This window comes from Bacillus alveayuensis, from assembly GCA_030812955.1.
Taxonomy (GTDB): Bacteria; Bacillota; Bacilli; order Bacillales; family Aeribacillaceae; genus Bacillus_CB; species Bacillus_CB alveayuensis.
In genome coordinates this window covers 93,886-111,426 of record JAUSTR010000004.1, presented here as the reverse complement: position 1 = coordinate 111,426, position 17,541 = coordinate 93,886, and the positions used below count along the sequence as shown (strand labels likewise).

Below are 17,541 nucleotides of genomic sequence, written 5' to 3'. Positions count from 1 at the left end.
ATGGCTCCTCCTCTTTCCATTTATGGATAAACAGGGATAAAACGTAGTGCTGTTGTTTCCTCGATTCCGAACATAATATTAAAATTTTGCACCGCTTGCCCTGCTGCACCTTTCATTAAATTATCGATAACTGAAACGATCGTTAAACGGTTCGTTCTTGGATCAAACTTCAGCCCAATATCACAGTAATTGGATCCATATACGTCTTTCGTACTAGGAAATACCCCTTCATCTCGCACTCTAACGAAAGGCTTATCTTTATAAAATTGTTTATATAAATCTAGCAACCTTTTATTTTCCCAATCTTCCAATAATTCGACATAAATCGTTGCCATAATTCCTCGTGTCATCGGGATGAGATGAGTGCTAAATGTAATTTCTTGAACCTCTTTATCCCATTCATGCAGCTGCTGTTCAATCTCAGGTATATGCTGATGCTCATGAACTTTATATATTTTCAAATTATCTTGTAATTCAACAAAACTTGTGCCAATTGACGGCTTCCGACCAGCTCCAGAAACGCCTGATTTCGCATCAACGATAATCGTTTTCGGTTTAACGAGCTGATTTTGTACAATTGGTGCAAGTCCGAGCAGCGTAGCTGTCGGATAGCAGCCTGGGTTTGCGATAATTTGCGCTTCTTTAATTTTGGAGCGGTTGATTTCTGATAAACCGTAAACCGCATCATTTAATACATGTTCAGCAGCTGGTGTTTTTTTATACCACTTTTCATATTGTCCAGCCTCTTTTAGTCGTAAGTCGCCAGACAAATCGATAATTTTGACACGGTCATCTATCAATTTCGGTGTAAGATTTGCTGAGACACCTGATGGCGTCGCTAAAAAGATCACTTCATTTTCTTCTTTCACTCGTTCTGGCTCTAAAGGATGTAACTGGTCTGAACATAAATCATGTAAATGAGGATATACAGATACATATGGCTTTCCTTCATCAGACGATGTATAAAGGTTGCATCTAGTCACATTCGGATGATTAGATAAAATCCGATATAGTTCAATTCCACCATATCCGGTTGCACCAATAATTCCTACTTTCAAAAACGATCACCTTCACTAGTTTGTTAAATTAGTTATCATTATAATACCGTATAAAAATAAAATCAATTGTATAATTATAAAAATCTAAAAAAACGTTTTACTTCAAAAGTGCTGTTGAACATCCAATATACATATTTGTTAAATACCCGTGAAACAATCAGAATAAACATGAATATTAGAAATTTTACAAATAGAATATATTTTAACTAAATGAAATTCTACCATAGTGAAAGGAACCTATTTAAAGGCTCTTTTCTAAAAGATTGTTGCTTTACCATAGCTTTTCGACTGTCCAGGCAAGCGACACGCTTGCTATGTCACGCGTGTAGTGTGACGTGAACCGAACAAAAGGCGATGGTCGGATAAATTACATTTTTCTGACCACGTGCTTTGTTCGGTTCATGGACAGTCGAAAAGCAACAAAGTTTACGAAAACAGCCTATTTAAAAAAGCTTGCCGCACAACCGACAAGCTTTTCAATTTCATGTCCTTATTGAATCCCCAAGGCAATTTTCGCATAACGAGACATACGGTCTTTTGACCATGGCGGATTCCAAACGATGTTAACATCTACGTTTTTGATTTCCGGAATTCCATCTAAAGCTGTTTTCACTTGGTCAACGATTGTGCCAGCAAGCGGACAGCCCATTGAGGTTAATGTCATCGTTACTTTACATGTCCCTTCTTCATCCAACTCTATATCATAAACTAAACCTAAATTGACAATATCAATCCCTAATTCAGGGTCTACGACTTGCTCAAGAGCACCCATAATATTTTCTTTTAACGCTTCATCCATTTTCTTACACCCCTTTTCCCAGTTTTGTTATATTATAACGAAGATTTGATTTCATTCCTATTATTCTGCTGTAAATGTTTTTCAAACCATTCAACGGTCCATAATACACCTTGACGGGAAACTTTATGGCCGGCATTTTCATCCGAAAAAAATTGCAAATCGTCTTGGTTATGTTGGTAAAGTGGTTTAATGTCCTCATAAAATTGATAGGTAGGGTCATATGGGACAACTGTATCTTTCTTCCCATGCCAAAATAATATGGGACGATTGGCTAAGGCTTCTTTATGTAAGGATAAATCGTAGTCATATAACTTATCGATCTGTTCATTTAGTTCTTCATCACTTAACGATATTTCTACACCTTCTTGTTTTAACATTTTGATTTGCTGGCGAGCAAATGCTTGATAATATGGGCTTCCCATTAAACATACAGCAGCCTTTATCCAAGAATATTGGGTTAAAGCTCCTAATGTTATCATTCCTCCCATAGAAGTACCAGCTACACCAATTTGCTGATTGAGAATCCATTCTTTTTTCTCGAAATATGCTTTTATTTCATTTAAGTCTTGAATCATTTGAATCACGATATCCCAAAATTTTAGCATTAATTCATTTTCGGTGGAAAGAAATCCTCGTTCCCCGTGATATTTTGCCTCTGGAAGAGCAACACGAAATCCTTTTTTTGCCAACAAATAAGCATAGTGAAGGTTATGTTCTTTTGCACTTGTAAATCCATGAACAAATATAACAAAAGGAAGCTTTATGCGTTCATTTCCTTCTTTGTATAAATGAAGCAACGGTATACCATTAATATAAAGATGATCAACAACCACTTTCATGTCCTAACTCCTTTCAATATTTTGCTCCATTATTTAGTGTAACATTCCTAAATAGAGTTTGGAAAAAATAAACAAACTAATAATCAATATGATTTGTGAATTTTTCCATTTCCACATACAATAATCATAGCAAACAAAATAAAAAATTGGGGAGAGTATATGTCTAGAGAACAACATATATGGTGTTAACAAAGCGGTCGGGCTGCAAAAAATTGCATCTTATTACAATATTCCACAAGAACGAATTATTGCATTTGGTGATGAAGACAATGATTTAGAAATGCTGCAATATGCCGGCTTAGGAGTTGCGATGGGAAACGCGATTCCAGAAGTAAAAGCAGCCGCCAACTATGTAACTAAAACAAACGAAGAAGACGGTGTTGCTCTTTTTCTTCAAGAAGTTTTAACACTTTAACGAATTCATCATGTAATGATTCCCACCAATATTATTCCTTCTGCCACACATACTATAATTGATGCAAATGCGTCACATTTATAAAGGGGGAATCAACATGGGTAAAAGCAATAAATCAAAGCGATTTATTCAACAAGGTAAAAATGCTATTACTAAATATGATGAAAGGTTCCCTTACCGCATGACCTATGCAGAGGCAGAAGAACGAAAAAATGAGGAAATCGAAAACATAACTCGTGGTGGTTTTTAATGGGTAAAAACCAACTATTTCAAGAAGCCCGTCATTTAGTTCAATACGCTGAAAAAGTTGCTTCAAGATTAATTGAAGGGGATAAGGAAAAAGCAATCGCCAAAGCGGAAAACGCTCTTTCCTCCGCCTATGCAAACTCAAGCTTAGCGGAGCAAAAACAGCTTTCTGAGCTTCAGCAAACATTAGATCGTATAAAGTAAGGCGACTGTCCGATAAGTCTCTAGAATGAAGCAAGTGAAGAAAAACGAGTTGTTTTTCTCCACTTGCTTTTGTATCTTTCTGAAAGAGTAGATGGCGGTAAAGAAGTTGTGGGCTAATGACGCAATCCCATTTTTTGTTTTTTTCATTTTGTTTTTATTGGGATCCTGTACGGCACGTTCGTTTCTTCACTATAAAGAAGCAGCATGAGAGGCCTTTTCGAAATTACGTCTTCTTTTAAAATGTTCAACGTGAATTTTGTCCATTCTTGACTGCTCGTAACAAAAACCTTCCCTTTAACAAGTTCGAAATGTCCATCTTCTACAACATAATGAATATGTCGACTAGCTGTTTTGACTTCACCTGATATCGTAAATTGTTTTTCCTTTTCCACAATGGTTACATGTCGAAAGGAAGGATGAGGCTTTGGAACTTCCATTTCTTCCTTTGCTGTTAATGTTGTTTCAATTCCTTTTTCATGCCCACGCCACGTTACAGAAACGGTATAAGTCCCTGGTGGAATTCGTTCACCATCTTTCATATAATTCCACCTTTCTGAAAATTCAAGGTAATGGAAAGGCGGCACTGTTTCATATTGAAGGGCTTGTGTAAACATTTTACCAATGGAGTAACGATATAATTCTTCCTCTTTATCGTTTGTAACAACTATTTCATACTTTTGACTAGAAGGAAATTCAAATTCCACTTCCTGTTCGGTTTCATTTTTTACCATCAAAACAAAATCAACAAAATCAGTACTTTCTCTAGCATCAACCGTGATAACTATTTTTTCGCGATTTCCTTCTCTATGTTCCTTCTCTTTCGTCTTTTCCACACCACATGCAGCACCAATCAATAAAATAAAGAAAAAAATGAAAAACCGCTTCATACATGCACCTCTTTAATCTTTCCTAAAGAAACCAAAAATGCCTGTCGTTTGCACAATGTTCGTAAACGCGTGGGGATCCACTTCTTTAATGATTTTTTCTAAATCATAAAGCTCATAACGGGTAATAACGATAATCATCATTTCCTTCTCTTCGTTTGTAAACGCCCCTTTTGCTGGCACTGTAGTAATTCCCCGAACAAGCTTTGCCTGTATAGCTTTTTTTAGTTCTTCCCCTTTTTTCGTAATAATCATAGCGGTTAATTTCTCATACCTAGTATGGATGGCATCAATGATTCGAGTGGAAACGTATAAAGCAACGAGTGTATATAATGCTTTTTCCCAACCGTATAGTAATCCAGCTGTTAATATAATTATAGCATTCAAAGTGAAAAAGTATGTCCCGACTGGCTTATCATTCATGCGAGAAAGAACCATTGCAATAATATCTAATCCTCCTGTCGAAGCACCCCATTTTAACGTTAATCCTATTCCAATCGCAGCAATAACCCCTCCAAATACTGCATTTAACAAAATATCATTTGAAACAGCATGAATTGGAATCATTTCAAGAAAAAACGTTGTTGCGGCAACACTGAGAAAGCTATATAAAGTAAACGATTTTCCAACCTTTTTCCATCCTAAAATGGCAACAGGAATATTTAAAATGAAAAGAATAATACCGGTTGAAATATAAACAGGAGTGAACTCCCTCAGAACATTTGACAAAAGTTGGGAGACACCTGTAAATCCCGACGCATATACATTTGCCGGAATTAAAAATAAATTAAGGGCTAGGGCATTTAAAAACGCTCCAAAAAGGACAATGACGAGCTTTTTTCCCTCTTCAATAACCATAAAAAATACCTCCCTCTATAAATGTTCCTTTTAAGTTCCTTTCAATTATTTATTTAAAGAATTGCCGATTCAACTCTTTCCAGTTAGACTTATACTTATAGAAAGAAAGAGAAGGTGTTAAACATGCATGTACATATCTTAGCTGACAGCGGCTCTGACTTGCCGTTATCCTTTTTTGAACATAAAAATACTTCTTTTATCCCGTTAAGAGTTCAATTAGGCAACAAAGATTATGAAGACTTAAAAGAAATAGAGCCAATTGAAGTATATCACTATATGAGAGAAGGAAAAGTTGTGAAAACTTCTCAAGCTTCTCCTGAAACGATTCGGAATCGATTTTTAGAGCTAGCGAAACAAAATAAGCCGAGCCTTTATATCGCTTTTTCATCGGAATTATCAGGAACTTATCAAACGGCCATGATGATTCGTCAAGAAGTCCTTGAGGAATATCCAGATTTCCCTTTGGAAATTATTGACTCTAAATGTGCTTCCCTCGGCTATGGTTTGGCTGTTCAATTTGCTCTCAAGCTATCTGAACAGGGACAATCTTTACAGGAGATGTCATCATCTGTAAAAGAGTATTGTCAACATATGGAACATATTTTTACGGTCGATCAATTAGACTATTTATTAAGAGGTGGGCGCATTAGTAAAACACAAGCCTTTATCGGCGGGTTGTTAAATATTAAGCCTTTATTACATGTCGACAAAGGCCGGCTCATTCCTCTTGAAAAAGTTCGAGGCAAAAAGAAACTTTATCGCCGTATTATTGAATTAATGGAGGAACGCGGCGATGATTTTAAAGAGAAAACGCTTGCCATAAGCCATGGCGATGATTTAGAAGCTGTTGAAGAACTTAAAAAAATGATAGAAGATCATTTCCAGCCAAAAGAAGTATATGTAAATATTATTGGCTCTGCCATCGGCGCCCATTCGGGTCCTGGAACATTGGCTGTATTTTTTTTAAATAGCTCTTTTCATCATGAGCTGCTATAGTTTTTCCATGAAAGGGAGCTACCCCCACAACAAGCAATCAAATTTGCCAAAACAGCCTTGTAAAGAAGCAAATGTCCTCTTCATACATGTTTCACACGTTTTGTGGGCATGATATAGCTAAATGATGTGAAAGGGAGCGATATGATGCCGCATACGAGTGATAATGATAAAAAAGCGAAAGACAATAATGCCAAGCTTTATGAAAAGAATATTGAACGCGAAAAAAACCGAGAAAAAGGAAAGCGTCAATATTCGAAAAAAACGAATCATTTATAAATCTTACTTTATCAAATTTCCTATTGATTATTTAAGGAAAATTAGGTAAATTAGGATTAATACTTTTTATTTGTCAATTGAAAATTGAATAAAAATGAAATTCTTATCAAGAGAAGCTGAGGGAACTGGCCCAGTGACGCTTCAGCAACCGGACAATCAAAAGAATGGGAGTTAGTTAAGTATAAAAATCCTTTTGTCCAAGGTGCTAAATCCAGCGACGCGCATTGAGCGCTCGGAAGATAAGAAGAAGGTTGAATAGCTCCAAGTCTTCTTCTTAGAAGACTTTTTTCTTTTATATAGGCTGTTTTCGTAAACTTTGTTGCTTTTCGACTGTCCATGAACCGACAAAGCACATGGTCGGACAAATTACATTTGCCCGACTATCGATTTCACGCTACACGCGTGACATAGCAAGCGTATCGCTTGCCTGACAGTCGAAAAGCTATAGAAGTATAGTAAAGCAACAATCTTTTAGAAAAGAGCCTTTATATATGAGCTTTTCATCCCCTTCCTCTTATGAACATTACAAATGGAGGTTATGAAAAATGGGGCTATTAGAAGACTTGCAGAATCGAATTTTAATTGGTGATGGCGCAACAGGGACACTTTTATATTCCTATGGAGTCGATCGCTGCTTTGAAGAATTGAATCTTTCGAAACCTGAGGAAATCAAGCAAATCCACAGCGCTTATATTGATGCAGGAGCAAATGTGATCCAAACAAATACATATGGCGCTAATTATATAAAGCTTTCAAGATATGGTTTAGAGGATGAAATGAAAAATATTAATATTAAAGCGGTTCAAATCGCCAAGGAAGCTGTAAAAACAAACGGCTCCCAACCTTATGTGATCGGAACGATTGGAGGTATTCGTTCCATTCGAAAAAGCGCCTATACGTTAGATGAAATTAAACGAAATTTTCGAGAACAGCTTTATTTATTATTATCTGAAGATTTAGATGGATTCATTTTGGAAACGTATTACGATTTAGAGGAGCTTAAGGCCGTTTTGCAAATTGCTAGAAAAGAAACAGAGCTTCCAATTATTACGAACGTTTCCTTGCATGAACAAGGTGTTTTGCAAGACGGTACTTTATTAGCGGATGCGTTAAAAGAGCTAGAGGATCTTGGGGCTGATGTTGTTGGAATCAATTGCCGGCTTGGACCATACCATATGCTGCAATCACTTGAACAAGTGCCCCTATTAAAAAAGGCCTATTTATCCGTCTATCCAAATGGAAGCTTACCAAGCTATGAAAATGGACGACTAGTCTATGAATCTGATGAACAATATTTTTTTGAAATGGCCTTAAAGTTTCGGGAACAAGGGGCTCGCTTAATCGGCGGTTGCTGCGGAACGACACCAAAGCATATTCAAGCAATGGCACAGGCTGTATCACATCTTGCACCAATTACAGAAAAGAAAGTAAAAACGCCTGATGTGAAGACAAATATAGAAATACACAACCGAAACGCTTCTCCTCCATTACATGAAATAGTGAAAACGAAACGTTCCATTATCGTTGAGCTTGATCCCCCTAAAAAATTAGGGATGGACAAATTTTTAACGGGAGCAAAAGCGTTAAAGAATGCTGGAATTGATGCGATCACGTTAGCTGATAATTCACTGGCAACACCTCGAATCAGCAATGTCGCCTGTGCAACACTTGTACATCAGAAATATAATTTACGTCCCCTCATTCATTTAACATGTCGCGACCGCAACTTAATTGGATTACAATCTCATTTAATGGGATTACACACTCTTGGATTTCATGACATTTTAGCGATTACAGGGGATCCATCAAAAATAGGCGACTTTCCTGGTGCAACATCTGTTTATGATTTATCATCATTTGATTTAATTAGTTTAATTAAACAATTTAATGAAGGCATGTCGTATTCTGGAAAGCCGCTTGGTGAAAAAACGAATTTTTCTGTCGCTGCGGCCTTTAATCCAAACGTGCGTCATTTAGATAAAGCTGTGAAAAGGTTAGAAAAGAAGATCGCTTGTGGTGCTGACTATTTTATTACACAACCGCTTTATTCGGAGAAGCAAATTGAAGAAGTTTACGAAGCAACAAAGCATTTGCCTACTCCTATTTATCTTGGCATCATGCCGCTTACTAGCAGCCGTAATGCTGAATTTATTCACAACGAAGTACCTGGTATTAAGCTATCTAACTCTATTCGCAGCCGCATGGCAGAAGCAGGCTCTGACAAAGAAAAAGCGAAAAGAGAAGGTCTTGCTATTGCCAAATCATTAATTGACGCAGCTTTTGATTTATTTAACGGAATTTATTTAATTACTCCATTTTTGCAATATGAACTAACCGTTGAACTAACCAAATATGTACATGAAAAGGAAAAAGCCAAACTAGAAAGGAAGATTTCCCATGTGTAAAATACAGCAGCAATTACAAAAAAAAATTATGATTATTGACGGAGCCATGGGAACGATGATTCAAGCAGCGAATTTAACTGCTGAGGATTTTGGCGGTGAAGAATATGACGGCTGTAATGAATATTTGACGTTCACAAGACCAGATCTCATTCAAAGCATCCATGAAGCCTACCTTGAGGCAAATGCAGACATTATTGAAACGAACACCTTTGGTGGCACAAGTCTCGTTTTAGATGAATATAACCTCGGTCATTTAGCTTTTGATTTAAATAAAAAGGCGGCAGAAATCGCAAAAAAGGCAGCGGAAAAATATTCAACACCAGAGTGGCCAAGATTTGTCGCTGGTTCAATGGGACCAACGACGAAAACGCTATCGGTCACAGGAGGTGTAACATTTAAAGAGCTTGTCAAAGCGTATGAAGAGCAAGCAAAAGGCTTGCTTGCTGGCGGCGTCGATTTACTTCTTTTAGAAACGAGTCAAGATATGCTAAATGTCAAAGCAGGTTATATAGGGATTTTAAACGCCTTTGAAGCTTTGCAAAAAGAAGTGCCGCTAATGCTGTCAGGAACCATTGAACCGATGGGTACAACTTTAGCTGGACAAGACATAGAAGCATTTTATATTTCCGCTGAGCATATGAAGCCAATATCCATTGGCTTAAACTGTGCAACTGGTCCAGAATTCATGACAGACCATATTCGTACGTTATCCGACCTTACTGAAACAGCTGTCAGCTGTTATCCAAATGCCGGTCTTCCGGATGAAGAAGGAAATTATCACGAATCACCGCAATCATTAGCTCAAAAAATTAAAGAGTTTGCCGAAAAAGGCTGGCTGAACATTGTCGGCGGATGCTGCGGGACAACGCCTGAGCATATTCGCGCGATTGCTGAAGCGGTGAAAAATATTTCACCACGTCTGATTATCAATAAGGAACGCAAGCATGCGGTTTCAGGGATAGAGGCACTCATTTATGACGAATCGATGCGCCCACTCTTTGTTGGAGAACGAACAAACGTTATCGGCTCTCGAAAATTTAAACGTCTCATTGCTGAGGGGAAATACGAAGAAGCAGCGGAAATTGCCCGAAGTCAAGTGAAAAATGGCGCCCATGTGATCGATATTTGTTTAGCCGACCCTGATCGGGATGAAATTCATGATATGGAAACCTTTATTCAAGAAGTCGTTAAAAAAGTAAAAGCTCCGTTAGTGATTGATTCTACAGACGTAAACGTGATCGAACGCGCCCTTCTTTATTCTCAAGGGAAAGCGATAATTAACTCGATAAACTTAGAGGACGGGTTAGAGAGATTTCATGAGGTTATTCCGCTTTTGAAAAAGTATGGTGCAGCGGTCGTTGTCGGAACCATTGATGAAAAAGGAATGGCCTTAACAGCTGAACGAAAGCTTGAAATTGCGAAACGGTCCTATGATATTCTTGTCAATGAACATAACATCCATCCGACCGACATCATTTTTGATCCGCTCGTTTTCCCTGTCGGTACGGGGGATGAACAATATATCGGCTCAGCGAAAGAAACAATTGAAGGAATACGCTTAATTAAAGAAACGTTTCCCCAATGTTTAACGATTCTTGGGATTAGCAACGTTTCCTTTGGATTGCCGCCTGTTGGCCGCGAAGTATTAAACGCTGTCTACTTATACCATTGCACGCTAGCGGGATTAGATTATGCGATTGTCAACACGGAAAAGCTAGAACGATTTGCTTCTATTCCTGAGGAAGAAAAAATATTAGCGGAAAAGCTACTATTTGAAACAAATGATGAAACGCTGGCGAAATTTACAAACTTTTATCGCGATAAGAAAAAAGAAGATAAGAAACCTGTCACAAATTTAACTCTTGAAGAAAGACTTGCTCAATACGTTGTCGAGGGAACAAAGCAAGGACTGATTGAAGACCTTGAGAAGGCATTACAAAAATATGATGATCCGCTAGACATTATCAATGGTCCACTTATGAAAGGAATGGAAATTGTCGGCGAATTATTTAATGATAATCAGCTAATTGTAGCCGAAGTTCTGCAAAGTGCTGAAGTCATGAAAGCAGCCGTTGCTTATCTTGAACCACATATGGAGAAAAAAGATGACAGCGGCAAAGGCAAAGTAATCCTCGCTACTGTTAAAGGGGATGTACACGACATTGGGAAAAACTTAGTGGACATTATTTTGTCAAATAATGGCTATCGCGTTGTTGACTTAGGAATTAAAGTTGCACCTCAAGAATTAATTCAAGCGGTTCACAAAGAAAAACCAGATATTATTGGCCTTTCTGGATTATTAGTAAAATCAGCACAGCAAATGGTCTTAACGGCTCAGGATTTGAAATCAGCTAATATCTCGATTCCAATTTTAGTTGGCGGAGCCGCTTTATCACGTAAATTTACCGATCAAAAAATTGCGCCTAAATATGACGGGCCTGTTCTTTACGCAAAGGATGCGATGAACGGATTAAATCTTGCCAACAAGCTGCGGGAAAATCCTGAAGAATTTACACCGAAAAAGAAAGAAGAAACGACAACATTAACAGAAGAAAAAGTTCAGAAGCAAAAAGCGGCAATTCAAGTTCAATCAACTGTTACACCAGCGCCTATTTTTCATCCAGAAGATTTAAAACCACATATTATTCAAAACATTCATCTTTCACATATTGTCCCGTACGTGAACATGCAAATGCTGCTCGGCCATCATCTCGGTTTAAAAGGCAATGTGAAAAATCTAATAGAAGAAAAGGATGATAAAGCATTAACGTTAAAGGCAGAAATTGATGAACTTCTTAAGCTTGGCGAAAAAAATAATTGGTTTCAGCCATCAGCCATCTATCAGTTTTTCCCAGCTTATCGAGAAGGGAATGCGGTGAAAATTTTAGATCCGGAAACGAAAACGAAAGTAATCGAAACATTTGAATTTCCAAGACAAATGAAAAAACCATTTTTATGTATTTCTGATTTTGTCGGGGAGCCTACGGAAAATCAGCCGCATGATTATATTGCTCTTTTTGCCGTTACGGCTGGTGCAAACATTCGTGATGTGGCTAAAAAATTTAAAGAGGATGGAGAATTTTTCAGAAGCCATGCCATTCAAGCTCTTGCCCTTGAGCTTGCAGAAGGTCTTGCAGAACGAACACACCAGCTTATTCGTGACCGCTGGGGCTTTCCTGATCCAGCTGACTTTACAATGCGAGAACGTTTTTCAGCAAAATACCAAGGACAGCGCTATTCTTTCGGCTACCCAGCTTGTCCAGATTTAGAAGATCAAGAAAAGCTTTTCAAATTATTAAAACCTGAACAAATAGGCATTAAACTTACAGACGGTTTTATGATGGAGCCTGAAGCCTCCGTTTCAGCTTTCGTCGTTTCCCACCCAGAAGCAAGATACTTCAATGTTTTATAAATTTCCTCCCGCCTCTTTCGCAAAGAGGCGGTTTTTTTATTTTTCTTGCTAAATTTCCGCATGTTTTAACAAATGATAACAATTAACTTAAATGTCCCTCTTTTCAAAAGCTATATACATTTTATTTAAAATGAATTTACAGTAAATCAACTACCATTTTTCAAGAAAAAGACCACCTCTATGTCTTCATTAGAAAGAGGTGATCTTTCATTTTTTAAACTAGGCTGTTATCGACTGTCCATAAACCGAACAAAGCACGTAGCCGGACAAATCAATTTTGTTCGGCAATCGGCTTTTGTTCGATTCACGTCACGCTACAGCGTGACATAGCAAGCGTATCGCTTGTCTGTGGACAGTCGAAAATATATTAAAGCAACAAACTTTCAGAAAAGAGCAATAAACTAAAATGCCTTGTTATGAAGCTGTGATTTTTTTTCATTCCATATTTCACGATTCACAAGTGCCTTCGGTTCTTTTCCTTGCAGGGCAAGATCAATATTGTCAACGGCCAGTTTCATCATCTTTTTCCTCGTTTCTAAGGAGGCGCTGCCGATATGAGGAAGCACCACAACGTTTTGAAGCTTGAGCAACGGATGATTTGCTGAAATCGGTTCTTTTTCAAAAACATCTAATCCAGCTGCTGCAATTTCTTTATTTACTAAAGCATCATATAAATCAGCTTCATTCATGACTAATCCTCGGCCTGCATTAATAAAAATGGCTGAATTCTTCATCAACGAAAATGCTTTTCTGTTAAACATGCCCTTCGTTTCAGGAGTCAATGGAGCTAAAGAGACAACAAAATCTGATTGTCCTAAAAGTTCCTCAAATGAAACATATTTTGCTCCTAACTCTTCTTCAGCTTTTTGCTTACGACTACGATTATGATATAAAATGTTCATTTCAAATCCTGTTGCTCGCTTGGCCACTTTTTCTCCAATTCTCCCCATCCCGACAATTCCAATGGTTTTATGATGAATGTCATAACCGGCCATTAAATACGGATTCCAATCTTGCCAATGGCCTTTTTTAATATATTCATGACCTTCAACAATTCTTCTTGCTGTTGCCATTAACAATGCGAATGTTAAATCAGCTGTTGTATCACTTAATACATCTGGGGTATTGCATACAAGAATCTTTCTTTTTGTTGCTTCATGGACCGCAATATTGTCATATCCAACACCTAAGTTGGCGATGACTTTGAGGTAAGGCGCAGAAGCAATAAGCGATTCATCCACTTTATCTGAAACCATTGTTAATAATGCATGTGCTTTGCTTGCTTTTTCTTTTAAAATGTCATACGGAACAGGTTTTTCAATACTGTCCCACATTTGTACCTCTGCAATATTGCCAAGTTTCTCCACAATGTCACTTTCTAATTTTCTGGTAATATAAACAAACGGCTTTTTCAATGTCCTAATACTACCTCCTTATCACTGTGAACCGATCATGACTCTAAGAACATTTGGATGATCTGAATAGTTTTTTGATCCCGCTCCATATCCAACTTTTTCAATGACCATGGACGGAAGTACACTAAAGCAGTCAACAAGTGCTTTTAAAAAGGCTGCACCAGTTGGCGTTGTAAGCTCTCCTTTTAATGAGCTTTTCTGCAAAGGAATTCCTTTTAGAATTTCTAGTGTAGCTGGCGCCGGCACTGGATAAACACCGTGATCAATATGAATATGTCCAGTCCCAACTGGAACAGGGCTAGACACAACTTTTTCAATTTGTAAATATTCTAACAAAATGGCTGTGCCAACTATATCTATGATTGAGTCAACAGCCCCAACCTCATGAAAGTGTACATTTTCAATGGAAACTCCATGAATTTTCGCTTCCGCTTCACCAATGAGACGAAACACCTTGATGGCTGTCTCTTTTACAAATGCAGATAGTGTAGATTCTTCAATTAAATGAACAATGCTTGTAAAAGTTCGATGTGCGTGATGATGAGCATGGTGATGGCTGTGACCATGATTAGAATGGTGCTCTTGAGCAACATGGTAATGATGAGTGTGTTCCTGCTCATTTTCTTCAGAATGGCTCTGTTCATGGTGATGTGCGTGGGAATGATCATCTCCTTTAGGTTTGGAAAGTGTATGTGTTAAAATCACATCAAATTTGGTTGCAGATATACCATTTTTAACGACCTTTTCAATCTTTAATTCATATTCATCCTCAATCTTTAATTTTTTTAATTCTTTAGTTAAATAATGGTAATCTCCTCCAGCATCGATTAATGCCCCGATCATCATGTCTCCGCTTATACCAGAAAAACAGTCTAAATATAAAGTTTTCATTTCCACACCTACTCTTAAAGATAAAATAAATCTTCCATCAGTGGATTTTCTTTGAATACCCACTGATGGAAAGGTAAATGCGCCATTTAATTCGATTTTTGATAAACTAAGCGATGGATTAGTGCAGCTTGATATGCTGCACCAAAACCATTATCAATATTTACAACACTAATTCCTGATGAACATGAGTTAAGCATCGTTAATAGGGATGAAATGCCATTTAAATTTGCCCCATAACCGACACTTGTCGGAACTGCAAGCACTGGCTTGTCAACTAGACCGCCAACAACACTCGGAAGTGCCCCTTCCATGCCAGCGATTGCGATAATCACAGAAGCCTTTTTTATTTCATCTAATTGGTCAAATAAGCGATGAATACCAGCTACTCCGACATCATAAAAACGCATAGGGCGAACTCCCATCGCTTCTAAAGAGACGGCTGCTTCTTCAGCAACCGTTAAATCGGAAGTACCTGCACATAAAACTGAAACATAGCCGTCATATAATATTTCAGGCTCATTTTCTCGTTTCCAAACCAGCGTTTTAGAGGTAGAGTCCCACACAATTTCACTTTGTTCATTTATTACCTTTTGTCCTTTTTCTTCACTGACGCGTGTAACTAAAATTCTATTTTCTGTTTCCTGTAAACTTTTGATAATTTTTAAAATTTGTTCAGCTGTTTTTCCTTCTCCATAAATAACTTCTGGAAAGCCTTTTCGTCTTTGCCGATGAACATCAACTTTAACAAATCCTAAATCTTCGTATGACTTTAACATTTGTTCAGCAGCTTCAACAGAAAGTTGTCCCTTCTTTAGTTGATGTAAAATGTTGTGTAAATGCTTACTCATCCTTGTTCTCCTTGTGTAAAACTTCATTCATACTGCCTGTGCGGTAACCTTGAAGATCAAGCGTTACATAATGAAATCCAAGCTGTTTTAATTTATTATTTATTTCTTCTCGTCTTTCCACAACTTTCATAAAATCATTGCTATCTACTTCAATCCTAGCCATTTGGCCATGGTGGCGAACACGCACTTGATAAAGGCCAATTTCTTTTAATAAATAATTTTCAGCTAAATCCAATTGATTAATCGCTTCTTTTGTAATTCTTGTTCCATAAGGAATTCGTGATGATAAACAAGCAAAGGAAGGTTTATTCCATGTCGGTAAATTCATCTCCTTTGAAAGCTTTCGAATATCATCTTTTGTTAAACCAGCCTCTTTTAATGGACTGCGTACCCCTTTTTCTTTTAATGCTTTCATACCTGGACGATAATCGCCAACATCACTAGCATTTGTTCCATCAACGATATAAGGATACCCTTTTTCATGAGCTAATTTCACGAGCCGTTCATACAATCCGGTGCGACAAAAATAGCAGCGGTTTTTATCATTTTTAATAAAATTTTCGTTCTCAAATTCTTTTATATTAATTGTTAAATGTGGAGCTTTTAATTTCTTTGCTAAAGCAACGGCTTCATCAAATTCTCTTTGCGGAAATGTCTCGGAAGATGCGGTAACAGCTAGTACATTATCACCTAATACTTGAAGCGCTCGCGCTAATAAAAAGACACTATCGACACCGCCCGAAAATGCGATCATGCATCTACCCATTTCTTTTAAAATTATACCAAGTTTTTCATTTTTTTTATGTAAACTTTCCATCATGATGTCAACCCCTTATTAATGGTAAGAGGGGGTGACTCCAAACTTTTGTCATACCCCCATGAGAACAAATATTTTGTGTTATCTAAAACCGCTCCTATATCCAGAATATATGAATACTCATGAACGAACAATTTTTATGATCCATAAAACATTCAATCATGATTTGTTGATCTTGGCGCTAATTCAATTGCTTGACGAATCGCTTCTTTTAAGCTTAACTCATCAGCAATTCCTTTACCAGCAATATCAAACGCAGTTCCATGATCAACACTCGTACGAATAATTGGTAATCCTACGGTAATATTGACACCTGCTTCTAAACCTAGTACTTTAATCGGTCCATGTCCTTGATCATGGTACATGGCGACGACAACATCAAAGTCACCACGAATTGCTCGGAAAAATAAAGTATCTGCCGGGAGCGGTCCGAACACAGAGATTCCTTCTTGTTGAGCTTTTTCAACGCCAGGAATCACTTTTTCTTCTTCTTCCCCATAACCAAATAAACCATTTTCACCTGCATGTGGGTTAATTCCACATACAGCAATTCGAGGTTGTTTATAGCCAGCCTTTTGCAAGGTTTCATGCGCTAATTTTATAACAGTGTACACACGTTCAGGAGTAATTTGTTTCACAGCATCTATTAACCCTACATGTGTTGTTACATGAATGACTTTCAAGTTTGGAGCTGATAGCATCATCGCATAGTCTTTTGTATTCGTTAATTCAGCTAAAATTTCTGTGTGGCCTGGATAATGATGACCACCTTTATGAAGCGCTTCTTTGTTTAAAGGTGCTGTACAAATCCCGTGAATTATTTGTTCCTTTGCTAATTCAATGGCTTTTTCTAAATATTTAAAAGCAGCCTTACCAGCCTCTGCGGAAACTTGACCAAACGGCAAATCCGGTGGCAATAAATCTAAATCCAAGCAATCAACTGTTCCATATGAAAACCGTGCATCTTCTACTTTTTTGATCCGGTTTACTTTTAAATTCGTTTGCACGATTTTATCCGCCCGTTCTAACATCTTCGCATCCCCTATAACAAACGGACAGCATGATGTATAAATTTCTTGATCTTTTAATGCCTTCATGATGATTTCTGGTCCAACACCAGCTGCATCTCCCATTGTAATCGCTAAAATTGGTTTTCGTTCTACCATGTTGCCCCTCCG

The 17,541-nt window shown here is 37.6% G+C and carries 17 protein-coding genes and 1 riboswitch; of the genes, 7 read left to right on the top strand and 10 right to left on the bottom strand.

What is annotated here, in order from left to right:
* Positions 1-20 precede the first annotated feature (20 nt).
* The 3 genes from argC to yjfP form a co-directional block, all read right to left on the bottom strand.
* On the bottom strand, positions 21-1,058 hold the full coding sequence (gene argC / locus J2S06_RS07450; protein WP_419151861.1) for an N-acetyl-gamma-glutamyl-phosphate reductase: 1,038 nt from the start codon (positions 1,056-1,058) through the stop codon (positions 21-23).
* Positions 1,059-1,548: 490 nt separating this feature from the next.
* The gene (locus J2S06_RS07445; RefSeq protein WP_419151860.1) at positions 1,549-1,857 is read right to left on the bottom strand and encodes a metal-sulfur cluster assembly factor; all 309 of its coding nucleotides are present in this window, start codon (positions 1,855-1,857) and stop codon (positions 1,549-1,551) included.
* A gap of 32 nt (positions 1,858-1,889) precedes the next feature.
* Positions 1,890-2,696, bottom strand: a complete 807-nt coding sequence (gene yjfP / locus J2S06_RS07440) for an esterase (RefSeq protein ID WP_419151859.1) — start codon at positions 2,694-2,696, stop codon at positions 1,890-1,892.
* Between the two features lie 145 nt (positions 2,697-2,841).
* On the opposite strand from yjfP, the gene J2S06_RS07435 reads away from it, so the two are divergent.
* From J2S06_RS07435 to J2S06_RS07425, 3 genes are all read left to right on the top strand, one after another.
* Positions 2,842-3,111: an HAD-IIB family hydrolase gene (locus J2S06_RS07435; protein WP_419151931.1), complete on the top strand. Its 270-nt coding sequence runs from the start codon at positions 2,842-2,844 to the stop codon at positions 3,109-3,111.
* 97 nt (positions 3,112-3,208) lie between these two features.
* Positions 3,209-3,361 (top strand): hypothetical protein, encoded by a 153-nt coding sequence (locus J2S06_RS07430; protein ID WP_200894717.1) that lies wholly within the window; start codon positions 3,209-3,211, stop codon positions 3,359-3,361.
* Complete coding sequence (locus J2S06_RS07425; RefSeq protein WP_044895276.1) at positions 3,361-3,561, top strand: DUF3813 domain-containing protein; 201 nt, start codon at positions 3,361-3,363, stop codon at positions 3,559-3,561. The genes J2S06_RS07430 and J2S06_RS07425 overlap by 1 nt, the downstream gene beginning before the upstream one ends.
* A gap of 143 nt (positions 3,562-3,704) precedes the next feature.
* On the opposite strand, the gene J2S06_RS07420 is transcribed toward J2S06_RS07425, so the two are convergent.
* A complete protein-coding gene (locus J2S06_RS07420) occupies positions 3,705-4,448 on the bottom strand; it encodes a BsuPI-related putative proteinase inhibitor (protein WP_044895275.1) in 744 nt (247 codons plus the stop codon).
* A 12-nt stretch (positions 4,449-4,460) separates the two neighbouring features.
* Positions 4,461-5,303, bottom strand: coding sequence for a YitT family protein (locus J2S06_RS07415; protein WP_044895274.1), 843 nt, complete (start codon positions 5,301-5,303; stop codon positions 4,461-4,463).
* Positions 5,304-5,426: 123 nt separating this feature from the next.
* Between J2S06_RS07415 and J2S06_RS07410 the strand changes: the two genes are divergently transcribed.
* The 4 genes from J2S06_RS07410 (at position 5,427) to metH (ending at position 12,392) form a co-directional block, all read left to right on the top strand.
* Positions 5,427-6,299: a DegV family protein gene (locus J2S06_RS07410; protein ID WP_044895273.1), complete on the top strand. Its 873-nt coding sequence runs from the start codon at positions 5,427-5,429 to the stop codon at positions 6,297-6,299.
* A 144-nt stretch (positions 6,300-6,443) separates the two neighbouring features.
* Entirely contained in the window at positions 6,444-6,575 is a 132-nt protein-coding gene (locus J2S06_RS07405; protein ID WP_152643009.1) for a DUF3941 domain-containing protein, read from the top strand.
* 100 nt (positions 6,576-6,675) lie between these two features.
* Positions 6,676-6,821: riboswitch (SAM riboswitch) on the top strand.
* A 299-nt stretch (positions 6,822-7,120) separates the two neighbouring features.
* Positions 7,121-8,980 (top strand): bifunctional homocysteine S-methyltransferase/methylenetetrahydrofolate reductase, encoded by a 1,860-nt coding sequence (locus J2S06_RS07400; protein WP_419151858.1) that lies wholly within the window; start codon positions 7,121-7,123, stop codon positions 8,978-8,980.
* Complete coding sequence (gene metH / locus J2S06_RS07395) at positions 8,973-12,392, top strand: methionine synthase (protein WP_419151857.1); 3,420 nt, start codon at positions 8,973-8,975, stop codon at positions 12,390-12,392. The genes J2S06_RS07400 and metH overlap by 8 nt, the downstream gene beginning before the upstream one ends.
* 401 nt (positions 12,393-12,793) lie before the next feature.
* Here the strand turns inward: metH and J2S06_RS07390 are convergent, their stop codons facing one another.
* From J2S06_RS07390 to pdxA, 5 genes are all read right to left on the bottom strand, one after another.
* Positions 12,794-13,807 (bottom strand): 2-hydroxyacid dehydrogenase, encoded by a 1,014-nt coding sequence (locus tag J2S06_RS07390; RefSeq protein ID WP_419151856.1) that lies wholly within the window; start codon positions 13,805-13,807, stop codon positions 12,794-12,796.
* A gap of 21 nt (positions 13,808-13,828) precedes the next feature.
* Positions 13,829-14,698, bottom strand: a complete 870-nt coding sequence (larC, locus tag J2S06_RS07385) for a nickel pincer cofactor biosynthesis protein LarC (protein WP_044895269.1) — start codon at positions 14,696-14,698, stop codon at positions 13,829-13,831.
* Between the two features lie 86 nt (positions 14,699-14,784).
* Positions 14,785-15,546: a nickel pincer cofactor biosynthesis protein LarB gene (larB, locus tag J2S06_RS07380; protein ID WP_419151855.1), complete on the bottom strand. Its 762-nt coding sequence runs from the start codon at positions 15,544-15,546 to the stop codon at positions 14,785-14,787.
* A complete protein-coding gene (gene larE, locus J2S06_RS07375; protein ID WP_419151854.1) occupies positions 15,539-16,366 on the bottom strand; it encodes an ATP-dependent sacrificial sulfur transferase LarE in 828 nt (275 codons plus the stop codon). Before larE ends, larB begins: the two co-directional genes overlap by 8 nt.
* A 152-nt stretch (positions 16,367-16,518) precedes the next feature.
* Positions 16,519-17,529 (bottom strand): 4-hydroxythreonine-4-phosphate dehydrogenase PdxA, encoded by a 1,011-nt coding sequence (gene pdxA / locus J2S06_RS07370; RefSeq protein WP_419151853.1) that lies wholly within the window; start codon positions 17,527-17,529, stop codon positions 16,519-16,521.
* Positions 17,530-17,541 lie beyond the last annotated feature (12 nt).

Coding starts and splice junctions, on each gene's coding strand:
- J2S06_RS07405 (WP_152643009.1), top strand. CDS start 6,444: ATGCCGCATACGAGTGATAATGATAAAAAAGCGAAAGACAATAATGCC.
- J2S06_RS07445 (WP_419151860.1), bottom strand. CDS start 1,857: ATGGATGAAGCGTTAAAAGAAAATATTATGGGTGCTCTTGAGCAAGTC.
- larB (WP_419151855.1), bottom strand. CDS start 15,546: ATGAGTAAGCATTTACACAACATTTTACATCAACTAAAGAAGGGACAA.
- yjfP (WP_419151859.1), bottom strand. CDS start 2,696: ATGAAAGTGGTTGTTGATCATCTTTATATTAATGGTATACCGTTGCTT.
- larC (WP_044895269.1), bottom strand. CDS start 14,698: ATGAAAACTTTATATTTAGACTGTTTTTCTGGTATAAGCGGAGACATG.
- larE (WP_419151854.1), bottom strand. CDS start 16,366: ATGATGGAAAGTTTACATAAAAAAAATGAAAAACTTGGTATAATTTTA.
- J2S06_RS07430 (WP_200894717.1), top strand. CDS start 3,209: ATGGGTAAAAGCAATAAATCAAAGCGATTTATTCAACAAGGTAAAAAT.
- J2S06_RS07410 (WP_044895273.1), top strand. CDS start 5,427: ATGCATGTACATATCTTAGCTGACAGCGGCTCTGACTTGCCGTTATCC.
- J2S06_RS07400 (WP_419151858.1), top strand. CDS start 7,121: ATGGGGCTATTAGAAGACTTGCAGAATCGAATTTTAATTGGTGATGGC.
- J2S06_RS07425 (WP_044895276.1), top strand. CDS start 3,361: ATGGGTAAAAACCAACTATTTCAAGAAGCCCGTCATTTAGTTCAATAC.
- J2S06_RS07420 (WP_044895275.1), bottom strand. CDS start 4,448: ATGAAGCGGTTTTTCATTTTTTTCTTTATTTTATTGATTGGTGCTGCA.
- J2S06_RS07415 (WP_044895274.1), bottom strand. CDS start 5,303: ATGGTTATTGAAGAGGGAAAAAAGCTCGTCATTGTCCTTTTTGGAGCG.
- metH (WP_419151857.1), top strand. CDS start 8,973: ATGTGTAAAATACAGCAGCAATTACAAAAAAAAATTATGATTATTGAC.
- pdxA (WP_419151853.1), bottom strand. CDS start 17,529: ATGGTAGAACGAAAACCAATTTTAGCGATTACAATGGGAGATGCAGCT.